Source organism: Shimia sp. W99, assembly GCF_053851455.3.
On record NZ_JBSQBU020000001.1, the window covers coordinates 36,731 to 60,186 of the forward strand.

Below are 23,456 nucleotides of genomic sequence, written 5' to 3' on the forward strand. Positions count from 1 at the left end.
ATGTGTGGCTAGGGTTCGGCCATGATCGACGCTGCTGATATCGAAAGAAAGACGGCCCGCCTGTTGCGCCTGGCGCGCGAGCAATACGGGGTCAAGGCCGACACGCTGGACAAGGCGATGCACAAGATCGGGCGCCGGGTGCCCAAGCACGTGCATGATCAGGCCAGGGTTATCAGCGAGGCGCAGAGGCTGGGCGGGCACCCGAAGCTGATGTTGCAGGTGGATGCCGACAAGGTTGAGGCCGCGTTCGATGGAATTCAGAGGGCCTTCAAGGCCGAGGATCGGGCGGACCGGCGCAAGGGCACGATCCTGAGCACGCTGGGTTCGCTGAGTTTCAACTTGATAGCGGTGGCAGTGTTGCTGATCCTGTTCCTGAAGTGGCAGGGGTTTCTCTAGGGTGCCAACCTTGGGGAAGGAGCACATCGCGCACCACGATCGTGACTGTGACAAAGCTGACATAGAGCAGAAGGTACCATGAGCCCATCTTGGCGAGGCTGACCCAGTCGCCTGCCCCCTGGCCGTGATAAAGCCAGATGCGCGTGGCGGTGCCGACATTTTCGGCCAGCCACAGGAAGACCGAGGACAGGAAGGCAGCAAGCGGCAGGGGCATCCAGTACCAATTGCCGCCGATATGATACCAGATGCGGGTGCGTGCAAAGAGCAGGACAGTTGCCGCAAACAGCACCAGCCGGATGTCGGGCAGGAAATGGTGCGCAAAGAAGTTCACATAGATGGCTGTCGCCAAAAACATGGTTGTCCAGAAAGGCGGATAGGGGGCAAAGCGCATCTCGAACAGGCGGATGACGCGCGCCATGTAAGACCCGACCGAGGCATACATGAAGCCCGAAAACAGCGGCACCCCCCAGAGCTTGAACACCCCGTCGCCGGGATAGGCCCAGCTTCCGGCGTTGACCTTGAAGATTTCCATCACGGTGCCGGTAAGGTGAAAGAGCAGGATCACCTTGGCTTCGCGCAGTGATTCCATGCGCAGGGCGAGAAACAGCACTTGCAACCCGAGCGCATAGGCCAGCAAGGCGTCATAGCGCGCGACCGGCCAGTCCGCCTGCCAGATGCGGTTGGTCACGATCATGCCGATCAGCAACAGCCCACCAAACAGCGATGCCCAGCCCTGTTTGAGGCAGAACATCACCAGTTCCGCCAGCGCAAAGGGCAGGCGCGCGCGCATCCAGTCGCCAAGGCGGCGTTCAAGCGCGCGTGTGGAAGAGATTTGCGTGTCCATCCGGACAGTTAGGCGGCTTGGGCCGGGCCTGTAAACTGCTTTTCTGGCTAGGCGCTGGGCCGGGCGGGGCATTGCCAGACAATCTCGCGCGTGCCGAGGAACCGGCCCATGCGATCGAGTTCGGCCTCAAGCTTGGCGGCGCGCGCATTGGTCCAGCGTACGCCGGGTTCGGCCCAGAGGTTCAGGATGGTGAGCGTGCCACTGGCGCGGTCCGCCTTGGCTTCGATCCGTCCAACGAACCGGTCGCCCTCAAGAAGCGGATAGACATAATAGCCCCATTTGCGCTTGGCCGCCGGAACAAAGATCTCGATGCGGTAGTCAAAGCCAAAGAGTTTCTTGAGCCGGTCTCGATCGCGCACGACCGGGTCGAACGGGCTCAGAATACGCAGGCGCGATGTGGGGGGCGGGGCCTCGGCCAGCCTTTCGGACAGGTCGGGCGGGGCCAACAGGGAAAGCGTTTCCCGGTTCGCGGTTTGAATTTCGACGGGTTGCAGATCGGCTTTGGCGACCCAGCCGCGCACTTCGGCGCTGGTGGTGGCATCCCAGAAGCGCTGGATGTCACCGGGGGTCGCAAAGCCCAGCCGGTCGAGCGCCTGCGTGCAGAGCCAGTCAAGCGCGGTGGCGTCTTCGATTTCTGTTTCGCGATGCCGGTCCGGGATCACCCGTTCGCTCAGGTTATAGAACTTGCGGAAATTCTCGCGGTAACAGGTGGCAAGCTCGCCGGCGTACCACATGAAATCGAGCGCCAGCTTGTGCGGTGGGCGGCGCCACATTTCCTTGGGGCCTTCGATTTGCGAGTCAAACGCCATGGTCGAAAGCGCCCCTTCACGGGCGATCCGCGCCTTGATGGCGGCGCGCCCCTCTGCGTCGGGCATGCCGCGAAACCAGCTGGCATTGCCCATGGTCTTTTCCTTGCGCCCGAACTGGCGGCGCCAATAGGGGTAGGTTTCGACCGGGAGGACCGAGGCGTCATGTGTAAAATGCTCAAAAACGCTGCGATCCTTGGCGAGCATCCGATCCAGCATCGGTTCGCGGTAATTCTGGTTGCGCGACCACAGGATGTGGTGATGGGCGCGGGCGAGCACCTGAATGGAATCAAGCTGCACGAAGCCGAGCTGGCGGATTGTGGCCCGCGGATCGGCGGGGCCGGTCGGGGTCGGGGCGAGGCCCTGATTGGCGAGCCACAGGCGGCGGGCGTCGCGGTTGGAGAGGTGCAGCGTCATCCTGTCAGGCTAGCGTCGGGCGACCCGACATCAAGGCTCAATTCTCCCAACTCTTCATTTTGCCAAAAATACTCAAAAAACCGACTGCGCGGCCTGGAACGTCCTTGCGGATGGGGCGCACCCCGCAAACGCAAACCGCCGCCCCGAGGGGCGGCGGCTGTATCCAACTCTGCGCGTGGCTCAGAGGTTCGGGTAAAGCGGGAACTTGGCGCAAAGATCGGCGACCTTGGCTTTGACCGCGTCTTCCACGGCGCCGTTGCCGTCTTCGCCATTGGCGGCCAGACCGTCGACCACTTCGACGATCATGTCGGCGATCTGGCGGAACTCTGCTTCACCAAAGCCGCGGGTCGTGCCCGCCGGGGTGCCAAGGCGGATGCCCGAGGTGACCATCGGTTTTTCCGGGTCGAACGGGATGCCGTTCTTGTTGCAGGTGATATGCGCGCGGCCCAGTGCCTTTTCGGTGGCGTTGCCCTTCACACCTTTGGGGCGCAGGTCAACCAGCATCACGTGGGTGTCGGTTCCACCCGTGACGATGTCGAGCCCACCCTTCATCAGCTGATCCGCCAGCGCAACCGCGTTCGCGCGGACCTGCTTCTGGTAGGCTTTGAACTCGGGACGCAGCGCTTCGCCAAAGGCAACCGCCTTGGCCGCGATCACATGCATCAGCGGGCCGCCCTGAATGCCGGGGAAGATGGCCGAGTTGACCTTCTTGGCGATCTCTTCGTTGTTGGTCAGGATCATGCCGCCGCGCGGACCGCGCAGGGTCTTGTGGGTCGTCGTGGTGGCGACGTCGGCATAGGGGAAGGGCGAGGGGTGTTCGCCTGCAGCGACCAGACCGGCAAAATGGGCCATGTCGACCATCAGGTAGGCTCCAACCGAGTCGGCAATCTCGCGGAACTTGGCAAAGTCGATCTGGCGAGGGATGGCCGAACCACCGGCGATGATCAGCTTGGGCTGGTGCTCTTTAGCGAGCGCGGCCACTTCGTCATAGTCAATCAGGTTGTCCTGCTTGCGTACGCCGTACTGAATCGCGTTGAACCATTTGCCCGACTGGTTGGGCGCAGCGCCGTGGGTCAGGTGGCCGCCCGAAGCGAGGTTCATGCCGAGGATGGTGTCGCCCGGTTTGATCAGCGCTTGGAACGCGCCCTGGTTGGCCTGGGACCCGGAGTTCGGCTGCACGTTGGCAAAGCCGCATCCAAAAAGTTCCTTGGCGCGGTCGATGGCCAGTTGCTCGGCCACGTCGACATACTGGCACCCGCCATAGTAGCGGCGGCCCGGGTAGCCTTCGGCATACTTGTTGGTCATGACCGACCCTTGCGCTTCCATCACGGCGGCAGAGACGATGTTTTCCGAGGCGATCAGTTCGATTTCGTCGCGCTGGCGACCAAGTTCGTTGGTGATCGACTCATAGAGTTCCGGGTCACGGCTCGACAGGCTTTCGGTGAAAAAGCCGGGGTCGCGGGATGCAGTCATGGACTTTGCTCCAGGATAAGGTGTTCACGTAGGCGGATGTCCTAAAGGAAAGACCTGACGGATAAAAGGTCCCAAAGCGACGCAATGGCTTGCCCCTGCGCCGCCAATGGTGCAGGGGATAAACATATACCCCGATCGGAAACCCGTGTCGGGGAGTGGAAACGCAAGGTCGAGGCAAAGATGCCCGAGAGAATCGCATTTCTGGCCAGCGAGGCCCCGGTTGCCCAGACAGCGCGGGCGGCGTTGATCGGGCGCTATGGTAACTGCCCCCCGGAAGAGGCTGACGTGATCGTCGCGCTGGGCGGGGACGGGTTCATGTTGCAGACACTGCACGGCATCAACGGGTTGAACAAACCGGTTTACGGCATGAACCGGGGCACGGTCGGGTTCCTGATGAATGCCTATTCCGAGAGCGATCTTCTGGAGCGCCTCAGCGAGGCAGAGGAAGAGGTGCTCAACCCATTGGCGATGCGCGCGACCTGCGTGGATGGCAGCGTGCACGAGGCGCTGGCGATCAACGAAGTCTCGTTGCTGCGCGCGGGTCCGCAGGCGGCGAAACTGCGCATCACCATCGACGGGCGGCTGCGCATGGAGGAACTGGTTTGTGACGGGGCGCTGATCAGCACTCCCGCCGGATCGACCGCCTATAACTATTCTGCGCATGGGCCGATCCTGCCCATCGGGTCGGATGTGCTGGCGCTCACCGCGATTGCGCCGTTCCGTCCGCGCCGCTGGCGTGGGGCGCTATTGCCCAAGATGGCGAAGGTGCGGTTTGACGTTGTTGAGCCTGCCAAGCGCCCGGTGATGGCCGATGCCGACAGCCGGTCGGTGGAAAACGTGGCCTCGGTTGTGGTGCGTTCGGATGAAAGCGTGCGTCACCGCATCCTGTTCGACCCGGGTCATGGGCTGGAAGAGCGACTGCTGCGCGAACAGTTCGTCTGACATCATCCCGTCAATAGATGCCGATCCACTCGGCATAAACGTCTGCGACGTGATCCCGGCCATAGGCAACGACGCCGACACTGGTGATGCGGTCAGGTTTGATGGTGGCGCGCAACAGGCTTCCCGAGCGCTCGAAATCGGAAAACGGGATGCGGATCTCGCGCCATGCGCCGGTTACGTCAAACCCGGCCTGGTAATATTGCCATGGCAGGCGCGTGCCCCGCGTGCGCAGATGTACGAAGTAACGCGTGTCATTGCCGCGCACCCGCAGGATCAGGCCCTGAGCATTCGCCGGGATCGGGGCCGTGAGACGCGCACGGGTCTGGATGAAACCGCCGCGGTTCTTAGTGCTGACCGTTCCAGAGAGGTGCAGGTGTGCGCCGCTTGATGCAGAGACAACACGCACCTTGCCGGAGCTGACGCCACCCATGACCTGATCGGTGAAGAATTCCCAGTTTTGCGGGGGCGGTGGTGTGTAGTCCATGGTCTGCGCTTGTGTGGCTGAAGAAAGGGCGATCAGGGTCAACCCGACCGACAAGAGACGTGCAAGAAACATCATTGGCTCCGAACCTGTGTTTCCAAGTATACGATGCCGGCGGTTGATTGGCCCATTTCGACAGTCCCGACGCAAAGAAAAAGCCCCGCACGAATGCGGGGCTTTCCAGGGCAGTCTTGGGGAGTGTAGGAGACTAGCCCTTGGCGTAACCGATGGTTTGCAGCGCCTCGGTGATCTCGTCCAGGATGGCGGGATCGTCGATGGTGGCGGGCATTTTCCAATCGGTTCCGTCTGCGATGCTGACCATGGTGCCGCGCAGAATCTTGCCCGAGCGGGTCTTGGGCAGGCGATCCACAACGATGGCCAGCTTGAAGGCGGCCACGGGGCCGATCTTTTCGCGCACCAGTTTCACAACTTCCTTGACCACATCGCCATGATCGCGGTCGACGCCGGCGTTCAGACAGAGGAAGCCGACGGGCATCTGGCCCTTGAGGCTGTCGGCGACACCGATCACGGCGCATTCCGCGACGTCCGGGTGGCCCGCAAGCACTTCTTCCATGGCGCCGGTCGAGAGGCGGTGGCCCGCGACGTTGATGACGTCATCCGTGCGCGCCATGATGTAGACGTAACCGTCTTCGTCCATCATGCCGGCATCGCCGGTTTCGTAATAGCCCGGGAAGGAATTGAGGTAGCTCTTTTTGAAGCGGTCCTCGGCGTTCCACAGGTTGGGCAGCGTACCCGGAGGCAAGGGCAGCTTGATGGCGATGGCACCAAGCGTGCCGGGTTCCACCGGATGGCCCGCATCGTCCAGGATGGTCACGTCATAGCCCGGCATCGGCACCGTGGGCGAGCCCAGCTTGGTCGGCAGCTCCTCGATTCCGATCGGGTTGGCGGCAATCGCCCAGCCGGTTTCGGTCTGCCACCAGTGGTCGACCACCGGCACCTTCAGTTGGTCCTGTGCCCAGACGATGGTGTCAGGGTCAGCGCGTTCGCCGGCCAGATAGACCTGTTTGAGGCAGGAGAGGTCGTATTTCTTGACATATTCGCCGGTCGGGTCTTCGCGTTTCACGGCGCGGAAAGCGGTCGGGGCGGTGAAGAACGACTTGACGTTGTGCTCGGAGATCACGCGCCAGAAGGTACCGGCATCGGGGGTGCCGACAGGCTTGCCCTCGAACACGATGGTGGTGTTGCCGTGGATCAGCGGGCCGTAGCAGATATAGGAGTGGCCCACGACCCAGCCCACGTCCGACGCGGCCCAGAACACGTCGCCCGGGTCGACGTTGTAGAGGTTCTTCATGGTCCAATTCAGCGCCACGAGCTGACCCGCGGTGTGACGGATCACGCCTTTGGGTTGGCCCGTGGTCCCCGAGGTATAGAGGATGTAGGCGGGGTGGTTGCCTTCGACCGGGACACATTCGGCCGGTTCAACACCGTATTGGAAGCCGTGCCAGTTGAAGTCACGCCCCTCTTCGAGGTGAGCGACTTCCTGTTCGCGCTGGAAGATGACCGTGAAGTCCGGTTTGTGCGCGGAAAGCTCGATCGCGCCGTCCAGAAGCGGTTTGTAGTGCACGACGCGGCCCGGCTCGAGACCGCAGGAGGCGGCGATGATCGCCTTGGGTTTGGCATCGTCAATGCGCACGGCCAGCTCGTTGGCCGCGAAGCCGCCGAACACCACCGAATGCACGGCGCCGAGACGGGCGCAGGCGAGCATGGCTTCGAGCGCTTCGGGGATCATCGGCATGTAGATGATGACGCGGTCGCCCTTTTCGATGCCCTTGGCGCGCAGGGCACCTGCCAGCGAGGCCACGCGGTTGCGCAGTTCGATATAGGAAATCGCGCGCTTGGTGTGGGTGATGGGAGAATCGTAGATGATGGCGGTCTGTTCGCCCCGGCCAGCCTCGACATGACGGTCGACGGCGTTCCAGCAGGTGTTGACCTTGGCATCGGCAAACCATTCGTAAAGGTTATCACCCTTGTCAAACAGAGCCTTGCTTGGGGCCTGATCCCAGTCGATGGCCTGCGCGGCCTCCATCCAGAATCCCTCGGGATCATTTTTCCAACCTTGGTAAACGTCTTTGTACGACATGAGCTTCTCCTCCGAAATCGCTGAAAAGGTGTTACGCAACGCATGGGCTTTGCGGCAAGAACTTTGAGGACGCCGCGTCACATTATCGCGAAATATTTGCAGAGATGGGGCGTTCTTGATTGCAAATTTTTGCAAATCGCCTGCATTTAGCGGGGTTCGCTAGATTTTTTTGGGATTTTGCAAAACTGCAAACCTTGTGTCTGCAAAACCGCCATTAAAAAGAGGCGCAGGATTCGCTGCGCCTCTGGAAAATCTTTGACATGCCTGGATGGGCGCGGTTCAGCCGTACTGCGTGACCGGGGTGCCAGCAATGGCGGCCACGTTCAGCAACCCGCGCGCGGTGATCGAGGGGCTGACGATATGGGCCTTGTTTCCCATGCCCATTAGGATGGGGCCAACCTCGAGCCCGTCCGAGCGCATCTTGAGGATGTTGCGCACCCCCGAGGCAGCATCAGCATGCGCAAAGACCAGGCAGTTCGCTTGGCCCTTGAGGCGCGAGCGGGGGAAGATGCGGGCGCAGAGGTCCGGGTCGAGCGCGGTGTCGACGTTCATTTCACCTTCGTAGATGAAGTCGCATCCCTTCTGGTCCAGGAGTTCGATCGCGTCGCGCAGGCGCCGGCCGGAACCTTCGCGATGGTTGCCGAATTGTGATTGGGAGCAGAGCGCGATTTTCGGCTCCAGCCCGAAGCGGCGGATGTGGCGCGCCGCGCCGATCGTGATGCGGGCGATCTGTTCCGGGGTGGGCAGTTCCATGACCTGCGTATCGGCGACAAACAGCGGCCCGTCTTCGAGGATCATCAGCGACAGGGCGCCGTGGGGCGAGAGCCCGTCGCGGCCCAGTACCTGCGTGACATAGTTCAAGTGCCAGCGGTATTCGCCGAAAGTGCCGCAGATCAGGCTGTCGGCATCGCCGCGCTGCACCGCGACGGCGCCAATCGCGGTCGTATTGGTGCGCATCACGGCGCGGGCGATGTCGGGGGTGACGCCGTCACGCTCCATCAGCTCGTGATAGGAGGTCCAGTAGTCGCGATAACGTGGGTCGTTTTCCGGGTTCACCAGTTCGAAGTCGCGCCCCGGTCGGACCGAAAGCCCGTGGCGTTCGCAGCGTGCCTCGATCACCTCGGGGCGACCGATCAGGATCGGGGTTTCAGTGGTTTCCTCAAGCACGGCCTGTGCCGCGCGCAGAACCCGTTCGTCTTCACCCTCGGCAAAGACGATGCGGCGGCTTGAGGCGCGGGCGGCCTCGAACAGGGGGCGCATGAGCAGGGCGGATTTGAACACAGACTGGTTCAGTTTCTGCTTGTAGGCGTTCAGGTCGTCGATAGGGCGGGTGGCAACCCCGCTGTCCATGGCGGCCTTGGCCACGGCGGCCGACACAACCCCGACAAGGCGCGGGTCAAAGGGTTTGGGGATCAGGTATTCGCGCCCAAAGGTCAGCTGTTCGCCCTTGTAAGCGGCGGCGGCTTCGGCAGAGGTGGTGATCCGGGCCAGCTCCGCGATGCCGGCGACGCAGGCAATCGCCATGTCGTCGTTGATCTCGGTCGCGCCCACGTCGAGCGCGCCCCGGAAGATGAAGGGGAAGCACAGGACGTTGTTGACCTGGTTCGGGAAGTCGCTGCGGCCCGTGGCCATGATGGCGTCGGGTTTCACCTCGCGCACGAGGTCGGGCATGATCTCCGGCGTCGGGTTGGCCAGAGCGAAGATGATCGGCGTGTCGTTCATGCGGGCGACCATCTCGGGCTTGAGCACACCGGGACCGGAGAGGCCAAGGAACATGTCTGCACCGTCAATCACATCGTCCAGTGTGCGCAGGTCGCTGTCCTGGGCGAACTCGGCCTTTTGCGGGTTCATGTCCTCGGTCCGGCCCTTGTAGACCAGCCCGTGAATGTCGCAGAGCCAGACATTCTCGCGTTTTACGCCGAGTTTCAGGAGCATGTTTAGGCAGGCGATGCCCGCCGCGCCGCCACCTGTCGAAACGATCTTGATATCTTCGAATTTCTTGCCGGCCACGCGCAGGGCGTTGGTGGCCGCCGCTCCGACCACGATGGCGGTGCCGTGCTGGTCGTCATGGAAGACCGGGATGTTCATGCGTTCGCGGCAGAGCTTTTCGACGATGAAGCAGTCGGGGGCCTTGATGTCCTCGAGGTTGATCGCGCCAAAGGTCGGCCCCATGGCGCAGACGATGTCGGCGAGCTTCTCGGGGTCCGGTTCGTCCAGCTCGATGTCGAAACAGTCAATGTTGGCGAATTTCTTGAAGAGAACAGCCTTGCCTTCCATCACCGGCTTGGAGGCCAGCGCACCGATATTGCCAAGGCCCAGAACGGCAGAACCGTTGGAAACCACGGCAACAAGGTTCTGGCGCGCGGTGTAGAGCGCGGCGTTGGCCGGATCGTCCTTGATCTCGAGGCAGGCCTCGGCCACGCCCGGGCTGTAGGCGCGGGAAAGGTCGCGGCCATTGGCCAGCGGCTTGGTCGCGCGCACCTCGAGTTTTCCCGGCTTGGGATTGGCGTGATAGAAGAGCGCCGCCTGGCGCAGGGATTCATTGCTGTTTTCGGACATGTCAGGACTCGGCTTTTTAATTTGGTTTAGCATTAAACTAGTTTTCGCCGCGAGGGAATGGGCAATCCTGACGCAACGGCACACTCTTGCAAATCGCGCAGGCCCGCTCCACAGTTTCCGGGCTGCGAGGGAGAATACATGCCAAAAACACGGGCCGAAATACGCCTGCCCACGCGGGGGTTGCGCGACGATATCCCGTTTTACACCAAAACGCCGAAAATGCGCGTGGATTTCCTGCGCCCTTGTGCGCGGCGGGCAGGGCGTGTTTTTTGTTCTCGCTTGGTCTGAAAACCCGCTAGTCTGCGCCGATTGGTGATGTCGGATTTCCCAACTTCGCCTTGCCGGATGCAGGAAGCACGATCGTGGAGGAAACATGAGTCTGGAAAAAGCTGCCTTTGCCGTGCGTGAAAACGCCTATGCGCCCTATTCCCATTTCAAGGTGGGGGCGGCGATCCGTGCCCCCGATGGGACGATCTTTGCGGGGTGCAACGTGGAGAATATTGCCTATCCCGAAGGCACCTGTGCCGAGGCGGGCGCGATTGCGGCCATGGTCGCGGCGGGCGAAACGCGGCTGACCGAGGTGTTCGTCGTGGCCGACAGCCCGGTGCCGGTGACGCCCTGTGGCGGGTGCCGTCAGAAGCTGGCGGAGTTCGGGACCGGTGATGCGAAGGTGACGTTGTCCAATCTAGACGGCGTGCGGCAGGAAATGACCTTGGCCGAACTTCTGCCGGGTGCCTTTGGCAAGGATCACCTGACCGAGGGCCACGGGGACCGCGACTGAGATGGATGCTCGGGCGATCATAGCCAAGCTGCGGCGGGGCGAGGTACCGGATCGCGCAGAGCTGTCGTGGTTTGCGCGGGGGCTGGCCGATGGCGCGGTGAGCGATGCGCAGGCCGGGGCCTTTGCGATGGGCGTATGTCTAAGGGGCCTGGGCGAGGAGGGGCGCGTGGCCCTGACGCTGGCGATGCGCGACAGCGGCGATACGCTCAAGTGGGATTTGCCGGGGCCGGTGCTTGACAAACATTCGACCGGAGGCGTGGGCGATTGCGTGTCGCTGATCCTCGCGCCGGCTTTGGCGGCCTGCGGGGCCTATGTACCGATGATTTCGGGGCGCGGTTTGGGCCATACCGGTGGGACGCTGGACAAGATGGAGGCCATTCCGGGCCTGTCCACGGGCTTGAGCGAGGAGCGGTTCGGGCAGGTAGTGCGCGAGGCGGGCTGTGCAATTGTCAGCGCGACGGCCGAGATCGCCCCTGCCGACAAGCGGCTATATGCGGTGCGCGATGTGACGGCGACGGTGGAGAGCCTCGACCTTATCACCGCGTCGATCCTGTCCAAGAAGCTGGCGGCGGGACTCGAAGGGCTGGTTTTGGACGTGAAATGCGGCTCGGGCGCGTTCATGAAAACGGTTGATGAGGCGCGCGCGCTTGCCGGGGCTCTGGTGGAGACTGCAAATCTGGCCGGGTGTCCGACCAGCGCGGTGATTTCCGATATGAGCCAGCCGCTTGCAGCCAGCCTGGGCAATGCGCTTGAGGTGGCCGAGGTCATGAAAGTTCTATGTGGCGGTCAGGGCGGGGCTTTGGCGGAGCTGTCGGTCTCGCTGGGCGGTGTGTTGTTGGCCGATGCCGGTATCGCGCAGGATCTGGAAGACGGGATCACGCGGATGCTGAGTGCTTTGTCCGATGGGCGTGCCGCCGATGTTTTCGGGCGCATGGTCGCGGCGATGGGCGGACCTGTGCGGTTCACGGACGACTGGCGGCGGTTCCTGCCCGAGGCGCCGGTGATCCGCGAAGTGCCCGCGATGGAGAGCGGGCACGTGAGCGCGATTGATGGCGAGGCGCTGGGGCTGGCGGTGGTCGCGCTTGGCGGGGGGCGTCAGGTGGAGAGCGACGTGGTGAACCCGGCGGTTGGCTTTTCCGAAGTGGTGCGGCTTGGGCAATGGGTGGAAAAGGGGCAACCCTTGTTGCGCCTGCACGCGGCGCGCGAAGATGCGGCGCAGCGGGCGGCGCAGGCGGTGCAGAATGCGATTGCGCTGGACGCGCAAAGCCCCGATTGTCCCCCTCTTGTTCATGAGAGGATTCGCTGATGCCCCGTGCCTTTCTGGTGGTGATGGATTCCGTCGGGTGCGGTGGCGCGCCGGATGCGGACCGGTTTTTCAACGGTGAGTTACCTGACACGGGGTCCAATACCTTGGGCCACATTGTTCAGGCGTGCGCTGAAGGACGGGCCGAAGAGGGCCGGAGCGGGCCGTTGCAGGTGCCGCACATGGATGCGCTGGGGCTGGGCGCGGCGATCAGACTGGCGTCGGGCGATGACACACCGGGGCTGGAAGCCACGCCAACCGGCGTTTGGGGCGCGGCCACCGAGCAATCCAACGGCAAGGATACCCCGTCGGGTCACTGGGAGCTGGCCGGGGTGCCGGTGCCGTGGGGCTGGACCTATTTTCCCAAGGGGGAACCGTGTTTTCCTGACGACCTCGTGGCGCGGGTTTGTGAAATTGCGGGGACGGACGGGATTCTGGGCAACTGCCACGCCTCTGGAACCCTGATCATCGAAGATCTGGCCGAAGAGCATATCAGGACCGGCTATCCGATCTGCTACACCTCGGTGGACAGCGTCTTTCAGATTGCGGCGCATGAAGAGCATTTTGGTTTGGAGCGCCTTCTGACCCTGTGCCGGGAGCTGGCGCCCATGTTGCATGCGCAAAAGGTCGGGCGGGTGATTGCGCGCCCCTTTGTCGGGGATCGCGAGAGCGGCTATACGCGCACGGCCAACCGAAAGGATTTCGCCATTGCGCCGCCCGAGCCGGTGCTGAGCAACTGGATCAGCGAAGCGGCGGGCATCGTGCATGGTGTCGGCAAGATCGGAGACATCTTCTCGATGACGGGCATTGCCGATTGCGTGAAGGGCAGCGACGCCGACCTTATGCAGCAATTGCATGCGCTGGGGCAGAATGCGGAAGACAACAGCCTGACATTTGCCAATTTTGTCGAGTTCGACAGTGTTTACGGGCATCGGCGCGACGTGTCAGGCTATGCCCGCGCATTGGAATGGTTCGATGCAGAGATCGGGAGGTTCATTGACGGGATGCGCGATGGCGATCTGTTGATCCTGACCGCCGATCATGGCAATGACCCCACCTGGAGCGGCACGGATCATACGCGCGAACGGGTGCCGGTTCTGTGTGCCGGGGTTGGCGCGGGGCAGGCGGGGATCGTCGACTTTGTTGATGTCGCGGCCAGCGTTGCGACCCATCTGGGTGTGACCCCGCCGCGCGGAAGGAGCTTTCTGTGACGTCAGCCGAATTGCCAGCCGAGTTGCCCAAGGTCGAGTTGCATCTGCATTTCGAAGGGGCCGCGCCGCCGGAGTTCATCCGGCAACTGGCGTTTGAAAAAAAGATCGACATCAGCCGGATATTTGCCCCGGATGGCGGCTATGCGTTCGAGAATTTCGTGCATTTTCTGCAAGTCTACGAGGCGGCGACAAGCGTGTTGCAGACGCCGGAGGATTTTGCGCGGCTGACCCGCGCGGTGTTGGAAAAGAGCGCCGAAAACGGCGTGATCTATACCGAGACCTTCCTCAGCCCCGATTTCTGTGGTGGTGGGGATGTGGCCGCGTGGCGCGAATACCTTCACGCCATTCAGGAAGCGGCAAACCGGGCAGAGGTCGATTTTGGTGTCATCATGCGCGGCATCGTCACCCCGGTGCGCCATTTCGGCCCTGATCAGGCCAAGCGCACGGCGTTGTGTGCGGCGGAAACGGCCGGGGACTGGATCGTCGGGCTGGGAATGGGTGGCGACGAGGGCAAAGGGCATCAGGGCGATTTCGCCTATGCGTTCGACATGGCGCGCGAGGCGGGCTTGCGGCTCACGACCCATGCCGGAGAGTTCGGCGGGCCACAAAGCGTCTGGGAAGCGATCCGTGATCTGAACGTCGAACGCATCGGCCATGGCGTGCGCGCGATCGAGGATCGTGCGTTGGTGCAGGAACTCGTGGCGCGCCAGATCACGCTGGAAGTCTGTCCCGGATCAAACGTGGTGCTGGGGCTTTACCCGGACTTCAAAAGTCACCCGATTGCGCGCTTGCGCGACGCCGGGGTGAAGGTGACGGTTTCGACAGACGATCCGCCCTTTTTCCACACCACGATGCGCCGCGAATATGACATGCTGGCCGAGGCATTCGGCTGGGGTTTGGACGATTTCCGCGCCCTGAACACAGTCGCGATCGACGCGGCATTTTGCGATGAAGACACCCGCGCGCGGGTCAAGAAAGAACTGGAGAAAGCCTGATGGATCACCTGACCGTCGTCGATCACCCGCTGGTGCAACACAAGCTGACGCTGATGCGCCGGACCAAGACCTCGACGGCCGAGTTCCGTCGCCTGCTGCGCGAGATCAGCCAGCTTCTGGCCTATGAGGTGACGCGCGAGTTGCCGATGACGACCAAGCGCATTCAGACCCCGATGCAGGAGATGGATGCGCCGGTTCTGGATGGGCGCAAGCTGGCCTTGGTGTCGATCCTGCGGGCCGGGAACGGGTTGCTGGACGGGATGCTGGAACTCGTGCCGTCGGCGCGGGTGGGGTTTGTCGGTCTCTACCGTGATGAAGAAACGCTTGAGCCAGTGCAATATTACTTCAAGGTGCCTTCGGAACTGGACGAGCGGCTGGTGATTGCGGTCGATCCGATGCTGGCGACGGGCAACTCCTCTGCCGCCGCAATCGACCTGCTCAAAGAGGCGGGGGCCAAGGACATCCGGTTCCTGTGTCTTCTGGCCGCGCCGGAAGGCGTGGCGCGCATGAAAGAGGCCCATCCCGACGTGCCGATCGTGACCGCATCGCTGGATGAACGCCTGAACGAAAAAGGCTATATCATGCCCGGCCTCGGGGATGCGGGCGACCGGATGTTCGGTACTAAATAGATGTAAATCCGCGATATCAACGGTTTACTCATATAGATATTTGCGTCTAGACTGCCCCTACATCTTGTGGGGGCAAAATGAAACTGACCAGAGTCATCGCGATCAGCGTGATCGCGGCATCTTTGGGGTTGGGCGTGGTAAACGCGCAATCCTTCAGTCCGATGGACACGCCGGCAGAGTTTCCCCCGGCGAGTTACAAGGGCAAGCAATATGTGGACAGCCGGGGCTGTGTCTATATCCGCGCAGGTGTGGATGGGGCCGTCGCATGGGTGCCGCGTGTGACCCGCGACCGCAAGGTGATTTGCGGGTTCAAACCCAGCCTGCCAAAGGGCACTGTCGGGGTGGCGCCTGCCCCGAAGCTGGACAAGAATGTTGTCCAGATTCAGCCCGCTGCCAAACCAAGCGAACAGCCGTCGATCTTTGGCACCCCCAAACCGGCAAGCAAGCCTGCGGCGACCACGGCCCCCAAGGCCACCACCGTGGCCAAACCCGCGGCAAAGCCCGCCCCGAAGGCAGCGACAGCCGCAGCTCCAAAGCCGGCCCCGAAGCCACAAACCACAACCGTGCGCGCGGCGCAGAAACCCAAACCCGCCCCAAAACCCAAGGCGGCGTCGACAACGGCAACCAGGCCGCCGCTTTACACCACACCTACGGCACAGAAACCGAAGGCACGCGCGGCCGCGGCCGCACCTGCGCCCACAACCGCGCCGGCGCCCGCAACCGCGCCGCGCCGCACGACGGCCCAGCCGCCCCGCGCAGCCGGAAGCCTGTCACCCTGTCGCAACGGTGCGACGACCTACAAGGGGATGGCCGTGCGCTGTGGTCCGCAAAGCGAAAGCCCGGTCACGCCGGGTCGGGGTGGCCCAACCGCGCCGCCGCCCAAGATACAGTTTGACCGCCAAAGCGCGCTTACGCCCGGTGCCGTGGGGCAGGTGGTGCGTGAAGGCGACGTGCACCCGCAAACCCGCGTCGTGCCGCGCCATGTTTACGAGCACAACCTCGTGACCCATGTGTCTGCGGCTGTGCCGCCGGGGTATCGGCGTGTATTCGACGACGGGCGGCTGAACCCGCGCCGCGCCGAGATGACCTTTGCCGGAAAGGCGCAGGCGGATCGGATATGGACTCGGGAAACGCCGCGCCAGCTGATCCACCGCCGCACCGGCGAAGTGATCGTCCTGTCCTCGAAGTCCAGCAGCACGGGCGCCCCGTTCGAACCGGAACCGGCCCCGGTGGCGGCAGAGCCGGTTTCGGCCCCTTCGGCCCCGGTCGTGTCGACCCGCTCGACGGCATCTGAGAAATCCCTGCGCCTTGCCGGGACACCTTATGTTCAGATCGGTACCTTTGGATCGTCTGATGCGGCGCAAGCCGCCGCGCGTTCCGTCCAGCGCCTTGGACTGCCCGTTCGGATCGGCAAGTTTGAACGCGAAGGCGCGACGCAGCGCTTGGTTCTGGCCGGGCCGTTCGCAACGGTCCCTGCCGCCGAGAAGGCGTTGGAAAAATCTTGGGATGCCGGGTTCAACGGGGCGTTCGTTCGTCAGTGATCCCGGTAAATGCCGATCAGCCGTCGCAGATGCCCTGCAGCGCCACCCAATCCCCATCGCTCAGCACCGGCTCCGGCGTGACGGTAAAGGGATCAGCCTCGATCAATGACAGTGTGGTTTCACCTGAGGGATCCAGCGCATAGGCATAGGGGCTTATGCGCAGGTTGTTTTCTGCAAATGCCGTAATGAGCGCCTCGTCCGCAGGGCGATCGGTCTGGTCAAGGACAAGCGTTTCGGCATGGGCGCGCAGGATCTCGTCTGAAAGGTCGCCCGTGGTCAAGAGCCGAAAGCTGGCCGAAATCCCCGCCGCCTGCAGGACACCCCGAAGCGGATCCCGGTTGCGCAGTTTCTCGGCAATGATGAAACCGGCCACGACGTCTGGCTCTTCGTAATCCTCGATGGCGTTCCGGTTGACCAGGACGATCCCACCGGGCAGCGCGGCCGCCGACGGAACGCCGCTGGGCACGACAACCAGCTTGCGCAAATTCAGTCGCTGCTCAAGCTTGCGCAGGGCGGCACTGGCCAGAACCGAATGACAGGGTGCTCCGGTCAGACGCGTGGCCTGTTCAAGCAGGGCGTCGCCAATATCCTGCCGCTTGGCCTCGGGAACCACCCCCAGCGCGTGGTTGAGCAGCGCGCCCGGCAACCAGAACACTGCCAGCGCGGCGATGCTGAGCACTGATCCGGCCAGTACCAGCGTGCGCAAGCGACCGGGCTTCGGGGCCTGCCGCGCCACGGCGGTGCGCAGCTTCTCGATGGCCTCGATCATCTCGGTTTCATCGGCGGCGATTTCCAGCGTTTCACCGGGGTCGCCATCCGGATGGTACACGGCAGGCCGCGTGCCGGGGTTGCGCCGCCGCACGGCCGGAAGCGACCAATGAGTCAGCGCACGGTCCTGCATGTCGGTGATGATCAGCGTGGCATCCCCGATGGACACGATCACATCCTTGCGCTGCTCATCCGGGGAGGCGCGCCAAAGCCCGGACGCTTCCAGCCGCTGGTATTTGTCGAGTGCCGTTGTCATGGAGGGCCTGCTCTGCCTCTTCTGCGTCGCAACCTATCACGCCCTGCCACACCTTGCCAGAAGCAGAACCACGCCCCGTTCCCATTTCTCAACGGTCTCAAATACCCCAGGGGAGTCACAGCCCAGGCTGTGACGGGGGCAGCGCCCCCGCCGGAAAAACCTGTGCGCCGCATGGCGCGCAATCAGATTTCCTTAGCCAGTTTGCGCAATGCGAATTTCTGGATCTTGCCTGTCGAGGTTTTGGGCAATTCCTGGAAGACCACTTTCTTGGGGGTCTTGAACCCGGCAAGCTCCTTGCGGGCAAAGGCAATCACCTCGGCCTCCTCTGCGGTGGCTCCCTCCAGAAGTTCAATGAAGGCACAGGGGACTTCGCCCCATTTCTCGTCGGGCTTCGCGACAACGGCTGCAAGGCTGACGGCGGGGTGGTGCATGAGCACGCCTTCCACCTCGACCGAAGAGATGTTTTCGCCGCCCGAGATGATGATGTCCTTGGCGCGGTCGGTGATCTGCACATAAGTGTCGGGATGCTGGATCGCGATGTCACCGGAATGGAAATACCCGCCCTTGAAGGCTTCTGCGGTGGCGTCGGGGTTCTTGAGATAGCCCTTCATTACGCCGTTGCCACGGATCATGATCTCGCCCTGGTTTTCCCCGTCCATCGGGATCTGGGTCATGGTTTCATCAAGCACGGTGACATGTTCGATAAAGGGCATCGCCACGCCCTGACGCGCCTTGATCGCGGCGCGGTCGGCCCCTTCGAGATCGTCCCAGCGGGCGTGATCCCACAGGCATTCGGTGGCCGGGCCATAGACCTCGGTCAGCCCGTAAACCTGGGTGACGTGAAAGCCCATCGGCTCGATCTTGGCCAGCGTCGCCGGGGCGGGGGGGGCACCGGCTGTGAAGACCTCGACCACGTGGTCAAAGCTGCGACGTTGGCTTTCAGGGGCGTTGACCAACATGTTGAGCACGATCGGTGCGCCGCCAAAGTGAGTCACGCCCTCGTCCGCGATGGCATTGAAAATATTGGTAGCGGTGATGTCGCGGCAGCAGACAACCGTGCCGCCGACCATGGGCATCATCCACGTATGGCACCAGCCGTTGCAGTGAAACAGCGGTACGATGGTGAGATAGACCGGGTGCAGCACGATACGCCAGCTGATCACCTGTCCCATCGCGTTCAGGTAGGCGCCGCGATGGTGATAGACCACGCCCTTGGGGTGCCCTGTGGTGCCGGACGTGTAATTGAGGGCAATGCTTTCCCATTCGTCTTCGGGCAGAATCCAGTCAAAGCCCGGATCGCCCCCCGCCAGAAGATCTTCGTATTCCGGATAGCGGCCCGTGGCCGGGTGGCCGTTGGCAGCATCGGCCACTTCGATGATGATCGGGGCATCGCCCTGCATCTCTTCACAGGCAGCCTCGGCCAGTGGCAGGAACTCGGTATCGACAAGCACAACCTTGGCCTCGCCATGATCGAAGATATAGGCGACCGTGTGCACGTCGAGCCGGATGTTGATGCTGTTTAGCACGGCGCCACAGGCAGGCACGCCAAAATGCGCCTCGGCGGCAGCCGGGATGTTGGGCAGGATGGTGGAAACCACGTCGCCGGGCGCAACCCCCAGCCCGGTCAGGGCCGAGGCAAGCCGGGTCACGCGCTCATGGTATTCCCGGTAGGTCTTGCGATGCGCGCCATAGGCCACGGCAAGATGATCGGGGAAAACCTCAAGCGCCCGGTTCAATCCCGACAGCGGGGTCAGCGGCACGTAATTGGCGGCGCATTTGTCCAGCCCGGTTTCATCCTTCATCCAGCCCATGCGATTCCTCCCCTTGGCGGTCTGTCTTGGTCGGGCGATTTTGCGGTGCGGTGCCGCACTTGAAAAGAGGCAATCCCGCGCGCGGTGTCGCAGGTTGGCTTGCAATGACGCAAAAATCCTGTTTCCTCGCCACATGACACGCAGAGCATATCCAACATGAGCCTTGATGCATCCCAGAGCGGGGTCGGCGGCAACCGTCCGCTCGGCGCGGCGCTTTCCATGCTGTCCGCCATGGTGGTGATCGGATTCATCGACAATTTCATCGCGGTGATTTCCGAGACCATGGGTCTTTGGCAATTTGTGGTCATGCGCAGCGTGCTCATGCTGCCTTTGCTCATTATCATGGCGCGGATTGGTTTTGGCACACTCAGACCCCGTCGCTGGGTGCCGGTTCTGGGGCGTGCAACGGCTTTGGCGACGTCCATGTTCCTCTATTTCGGCGCGCTGGGATTGATGCCGATTTCCCAGGCGCTGGCGGGGCTGTTCACCTCGCCGATCTTTGTTCTGCTGATCAATGTGGTCGTGCAGGGCCAGCGGATTGGGCCTTTTCGAATTCTGGCGGTGGCGTGTGGGTTTGTCGGTATCCTGTTGGTGCTGCAACCGGACACCGAACGCTTCAGCCCCGTCATGCTGATGCCCGTGGCTGCGGGGTTCTTCTATGCGATTTCGGCCATTGCCACGCGCAGCTGGTGTGCGGGTGAGAGTGCGCTGGCGTTGCTGGGCGCGAACATGATCATGCTGGGTGGGTTGGCGGCCATGGTGCTTGTCGGTTTGAGCCTGGGCGGCGGGTCGGGCACCGAGTACCTGACCCGGCCGTGGGTCTGGCCTGTGCAGGACGCGTTGCCATGGGTGGTTTTGCAGGCAGTTGGGTCACTGGGCGGGGTCTTTTTGATCATCCGTGCCTACCAGATGGACGAACCGGCGAATGTCGCGGTCTTTGAATATTCGGTAATGATCTTTGCCCCGGCAATGGCATGGGTCATGTTTGGCCAGACCCTTGGGCTATGGCAGGGCGTCGGTATTGGCCTGATCGTGCTGGCAGGCACCGTGATTGCCCTGCGTTCGCGGTGATTGACGTCTGATTGGAAACAACTGTTTGATTTTCCCGGACAATGCCGCAAAACCACCGCATTTGAAGCAAACTTGTTTCGAAATTTATTCGCTTATTGGTTGAGACGAGAATGAGGTCGTCTCCCAAGTGAGGAACAGGATGTTCGGCATCAAACGCAACGCACGGCGCCGGGATGTTGAGGCAGGGCGGCACCGGACCTTGAATGATCCGGTTTTGACGGGCGCGGGGTGTGGCCTGATCGAAGGCACTCGCGTGGCGGGTCGGGGCGGATGGGTCCCGATTGAGCACCTCTCTGTCGGAGACGAGGTGCTGACATTCGACCATGGGTTCCAGAAACTGACAGCCCTTATTCGCGACGAGGCGTGGAGCGAAGAGAAGCTGTGCCCCAAAGTGCTCTGGCCATTGGTTGTGCCTGCCGGCACGCTGGACAATCGCGAAGACCTTTGGGTGCTGCCACATCAGGGCGTGCTGATCGAATGTGAGGATGTGTCGGACGTGCATGGCGACCCTTATGCGGTGGCGCCGGGGGCCGCGCTTGAGGAGTTGCCCGGTGTTCATCGCCAGCAACCGGGCGGGTCGGCAGACGCGTTCATGCCGGTTTTCGATCAGGATCAAATGATTTTTGCAAACCATGGTGGCCTGATGTTCTGTCCCAGCCACTGGGGATTGCGTGAGGGGCTGTTGCCCAGGAACAACGGCGTGACCGGGTACCGGATGCTGACGGTGGGGGCTGCGAAAGCGCTTTTGGAGGTGATGCTGGACGCAGGGGATGACGCCGCCGTCGCCTGATCCGGACCACCGAAAGCAAAAAAAAACGCCCGGTTGCTGCGGCAACCGGGCGTTTTTCTTTTTCAAACCCGAGCGTATCAGGCGGCTTTGGCCTTTGGCCCGTAGCGACCATAGAAGGTCTGACCCTTGTCGGCCATTTCACGCAGAAGCGGCGGGCAGGCGAAACGGTCGCCGAACTTGGCGGTCAGTTCGTCACAACGTTCGGCGGCCCAAGGCGCGCCAACGATGTCGAGCCACGAGAAGGGGCCACCCGACCACGGCATGAAGCCCCAGCCAAGGATCGCACCGACGTCGCCTTCGCGGATGTCTTCCAGAACGCCGGCTTCCAGCGCGCGCACGGCTTCGAGAACCTGTGCAAAGATCAGGCGGTGCTGAACTTCGATGACTTCCGGCTGCTCTTCGAGCAGCGGGAACTTGTCGTTGAAGCCTTTCCAGTAGCCCAGACGCTTGCCGTTTTCGTCATAGTCGAAGAACCCGGCCTTGGATTTGCGACCAAAACGGCCTTCGTCGACCATCCAGAAGGTCACATCATCGGCGATCGACTTCGGATAGGCGTCGCCCATCGCGGCCATGGTCGCCTTGGCGATCTTGGCGCCGAGATCGAGCGAGGTTTCATCGACCAGCTGGATCGGTCCCACCGGGAAGCCCAGAAGCTGGGCAGCGTGGTCCAGTAGCGGACGCGCCACGCCTTCGCCAGCCATCATCACGCCTTCATTGATGTAGGGGATGATACAGCGGTTGGCATAGAAGAAGCGTTCGTCATTGACGACGATCGGGGTCTTGCGGATCTGGCGGACATAGTCGAGCGCCTTGGCTACGGCGCGCGGGCCGGTTTCCTTGCCCTTGATGATCTCGACCAGCATCATTTTCTCGACCGGCGAGAAGAAGTGGATGCCGATGAACTGATCTTTACGCACGCTCGCTTCGGCCAGACCGGTGATCGGCAGGGTCGAGGTGTTGGAGGCAAAGATCGCATCCTCGGGGATGATTGCTTCGACTTTCTTGGTCATCTCCGCCTTGACGCCGGGATCTTCGAAGACAGCCTCGATGATCAGGTCCACGTCCGAAAGCGCGTTGAGATCGGTGGTGGCGTTGATCTTGGCCAGCATCGCCTCTTTCTGCTCTTCGGTGGCTTTCTTGCGCTTGATGCCCTTGTCCATGAAGTTGGCCGAATAGGCCTTGCCCCGGTCAGCGGCTTCCTGCGAGGTGTCGATCAGCACGACATCCATGCCCGCCTTGGCCGAGACCAGCGCGATGCCCGCGCCCATCATGCCCGCGCCCAGAACGCCGACCTTCTTGACGGTCTGGTCCGGTACGTCGGGACGGTTGGCGCCTTTTTCCAGAGCTTCCTTGTTGATGAACAGGGACTGGATCATGGCCGAGGAGGACGGGTTCATCAGCACGTTGACGAACCAGCGCGCCTCGATCTTGAGCGCGGTGTCAAACGGCACCATTGCGCCTTCATAGACGGCGCTCAGCAGGGCCTTGGCGGCGGGGTAAACACCCCAGGTGTTGCCGTTGACCATGGCCGATGCGCCCACGAAGGTCATGAAGCCTGCGGGGTGATAGGGTTCGCCGCCGGGCATCTTGTAGCCCTTGGCATCCCAGGGTTTCACGAGGTCCGCGTCCTTGGCGTTGAGGACCCATTCGCGTGCGGCGGCAACCGGATCGTCGACCACTTCGTCGATGATGCCTGCGGCCTTGGCTTTCTTGGGGTCCACCATTTTGCCCTGTAGCAGGAAGGGTGAGGCGGCCATGGCGCCCATCTTGCGCACGAAGCGGGTGGTGCCGCCCATGCCCGGGAAGATGCCAACCATGATTTCCGGCAGGCCGATCTTGGCCTTGGGGTTGTCGGCACAGAAGATGCGATGCGTGGCCAGCGGCAGTTCCAGGCCGATGCCAAGCGCGGTGCCGGGCAGGGCGGCGGCAATCGGCTTGCCGCCCTTGTTGGTTTTGGGGTCCATGCCTGCGCGTTCAATCTTGCGCAGGAAATTATGGCCGTTCATCGTGAAGTCGAACAGCGCCTGGGCCGGTTCGTCGCCCGCATTGGCGCGGATCGAGCCCAGCACGTTGAGGTCCATGCCGCCTGCAAAGGTGTCTTTGCCCGAGGTGATCACGGCGCCCTTGATGGCGTCGTTGGAGAGAACCTCGTCGATAAAACCTTCGAGGACAGGGAACGCGTCGACGCTCAGCACGTTCATGCTCTTGCCGGCCACGTCCCAGGTGATGATGGCGACGCCGTCGTCGCCCACGTTCATTGTGAAATCAGTCATTGTTCTTG

The 23,456-nt window shown here is 62.4% G+C and carries 19 protein-coding genes; 10 read left to right on the top strand and 9 right to left on the bottom strand.

The genetic code is table 11. The features are described from left to right. The first annotated feature begins 21 nt into the window (after positions 1–21). Entirely contained in the window at positions 22–396 is a 375-nt protein-coding gene (locus tag ACS3QZ_RS00170) for a hypothetical protein (protein WP_456036018.1), read from the top strand. Here the strand turns inward: ACS3QZ_RS00170 and ACS3QZ_RS00175 are convergent. The 3 genes from ACS3QZ_RS00175 to glyA all read right to left on the bottom strand — a co-directional run bounded on the left by ACS3QZ_RS00175 (position 335) and on the right by glyA (position 3,936). Next, on the bottom strand, positions 335–1,240 hold the full coding sequence (locus ACS3QZ_RS00175; RefSeq protein ID WP_456036019.1) for a DUF817 domain-containing protein: 906 nt from the start codon (positions 1,238–1,240) through the stop codon (positions 335–337). The two genes, ACS3QZ_RS00170 and ACS3QZ_RS00175, sit on opposite strands and share 62 nt — an antisense overlap. 47 nt (positions 1,241–1,287) lie before the next feature. After that, positions 1,288–2,463: a winged helix-turn-helix domain-containing protein gene (locus tag ACS3QZ_RS00180; protein WP_456036020.1), complete on the bottom strand. Its 1,176-nt coding sequence runs from the start codon at positions 2,461–2,463 to the stop codon at positions 1,288–1,290. 180 nt (positions 2,464–2,643) lie between these two features. Beyond that, positions 2,644–3,936, bottom strand: a complete 1,293-nt coding sequence (gene glyA, locus ACS3QZ_RS00185; protein WP_456036021.1) for a serine hydroxymethyltransferase — start codon at positions 3,934–3,936, stop codon at positions 2,644–2,646. 180 nt (positions 3,937–4,116) lie between these two features. Between glyA and ACS3QZ_RS00190 the strand changes: the two genes are divergently transcribed. Next, on the top strand, positions 4,117–4,878 hold the full coding sequence (locus ACS3QZ_RS00190; RefSeq protein WP_456036022.1) for an NAD kinase: 762 nt from the start codon (positions 4,117–4,119) through the stop codon (positions 4,876–4,878). Between the two features lie 10 nt (positions 4,879–4,888). On the opposite strand, the gene ACS3QZ_RS00195 is transcribed toward ACS3QZ_RS00190, so the two are convergent. The 3 genes from ACS3QZ_RS00195 to ACS3QZ_RS00205 all read right to left on the bottom strand — a co-directional run bounded on the left by ACS3QZ_RS00195 (position 4,889) and on the right by ACS3QZ_RS00205 (position 10,019). After that, positions 4,889–5,434, bottom strand: coding sequence for a CIA30 family protein (locus ACS3QZ_RS00195; RefSeq protein ID WP_456036023.1), 546 nt, complete (start codon positions 5,432–5,434; stop codon positions 4,889–4,891). 133 nt (positions 5,435–5,567) lie between these two features. Further along, a complete protein-coding gene (gene prpE, locus ACS3QZ_RS00200; RefSeq protein ID WP_093095259.1) occupies positions 5,568–7,460 on the bottom strand; it encodes a propionate-CoA ligase PrpE in 1,893 nt (630 codons plus the stop codon). 279 nt (positions 7,461–7,739) lie between these two features. Next, complete coding sequence (locus ACS3QZ_RS00205) at positions 7,740–10,019, bottom strand: NADP-dependent malic enzyme (protein ID WP_456036024.1); 2,280 nt, start codon at positions 10,017–10,019, stop codon at positions 7,740–7,742. A 373-nt stretch (positions 10,020–10,392) separates the two neighbouring features. On the opposite strand from ACS3QZ_RS00205, the gene ACS3QZ_RS00210 reads away from it, so the two are divergent. From ACS3QZ_RS00210 to ACS3QZ_RS00235, 6 genes are all read left to right on the top strand, one after another. Next, positions 10,393–10,800: a cytidine deaminase gene (locus ACS3QZ_RS00210; RefSeq protein ID WP_456036025.1), complete on the top strand. Its 408-nt coding sequence runs from the start codon at positions 10,393–10,395 to the stop codon at positions 10,798–10,800. Between the two features lies 1 nt (position 10,801). After that, positions 10,802–12,106 carry a thymidine phosphorylase gene (locus ACS3QZ_RS00215; RefSeq protein WP_456036026.1) on the top strand — a complete coding sequence of 435 codons (1,305 nt, stop codon included), beginning with the start codon at positions 10,802–10,804 and terminating at the stop codon, positions 12,104–12,106. Beyond that, the gene (locus tag ACS3QZ_RS00220; protein WP_456036027.1) at positions 12,106–13,314 is read left to right on the top strand and encodes a phosphopentomutase; all 1,209 of its coding nucleotides are present in this window, start codon (positions 12,106–12,108) and stop codon (positions 13,312–13,314) included. Before ACS3QZ_RS00215 ends, ACS3QZ_RS00220 begins: the two co-directional genes overlap by 1 nt. After that, on the top strand, positions 13,311–14,309 hold the full coding sequence (locus ACS3QZ_RS00225; RefSeq protein WP_456036028.1) for an adenosine deaminase: 999 nt from the start codon (positions 13,311–13,313) through the stop codon (positions 14,307–14,309). The genes ACS3QZ_RS00220 and ACS3QZ_RS00225 overlap by 4 nt, the downstream gene beginning before the upstream one ends. Beyond that, positions 14,306–14,938 (top strand): uracil phosphoribosyltransferase, encoded by a 633-nt coding sequence (gene upp, locus ACS3QZ_RS00230; RefSeq protein WP_093095273.1) that lies wholly within the window; start codon positions 14,306–14,308, stop codon positions 14,936–14,938. Before ACS3QZ_RS00225 ends, upp begins: the two co-directional genes overlap by 4 nt. A 77-nt stretch (positions 14,939–15,015) precedes the next feature. Beyond that, entirely contained in the window at positions 15,016–16,479 is a 1,464-nt protein-coding gene (locus ACS3QZ_RS00235) for an SPOR domain-containing protein (RefSeq protein ID WP_456036029.1), read from the top strand. A 16-nt stretch (positions 16,480–16,495) separates the two neighbouring features. On the opposite strand, the gene ACS3QZ_RS00240 is transcribed toward ACS3QZ_RS00235, so the two are convergent. Both ACS3QZ_RS00240 and ACS3QZ_RS00245 read right to left on the bottom strand, forming a co-directional pair. Then, positions 16,496–17,503 (bottom strand): hypothetical protein, encoded by a 1,008-nt coding sequence (locus ACS3QZ_RS00240; protein WP_456036030.1) that lies wholly within the window; start codon positions 17,501–17,503, stop codon positions 16,496–16,498. Between the two features lie 182 nt (positions 17,504–17,685). Continuing rightward, positions 17,686–19,314, bottom strand: coding sequence for an AMP-binding protein (locus tag ACS3QZ_RS00245; RefSeq protein WP_456036031.1), 1,629 nt, complete (start codon positions 19,312–19,314; stop codon positions 17,686–17,688). Positions 19,315–19,470: 156 nt separating this feature from the next. Here ACS3QZ_RS00245 and ACS3QZ_RS00250 point away from each other — a divergent pair, with 156 nt between their 5' ends. Next, positions 19,471–20,385 (top strand): DMT family transporter, encoded by a 915-nt coding sequence (locus ACS3QZ_RS00250; RefSeq protein WP_456036032.1) that lies wholly within the window; start codon positions 19,471–19,473, stop codon positions 20,383–20,385. Positions 20,386–20,524: 139 nt separating this feature from the next. After that, on the top strand, positions 20,525–21,175 hold the full coding sequence (locus tag ACS3QZ_RS00255; RefSeq protein WP_456036033.1) for a Hint domain-containing protein: 651 nt from the start codon (positions 20,525–20,527) through the stop codon (positions 21,173–21,175). A 77-nt stretch (positions 21,176–21,252) separates the two neighbouring features. On the opposite strand, the gene ACS3QZ_RS00260 is transcribed toward ACS3QZ_RS00255, so the two are convergent. After that, positions 21,253–23,448, bottom strand: coding sequence for a 3-hydroxyacyl-CoA dehydrogenase NAD-binding domain-containing protein (locus ACS3QZ_RS00260; RefSeq protein WP_456036034.1), 2,196 nt, complete (start codon positions 23,446–23,448; stop codon positions 21,253–21,255). Positions 23,449–23,456: the final 8 nt, after the last annotated feature.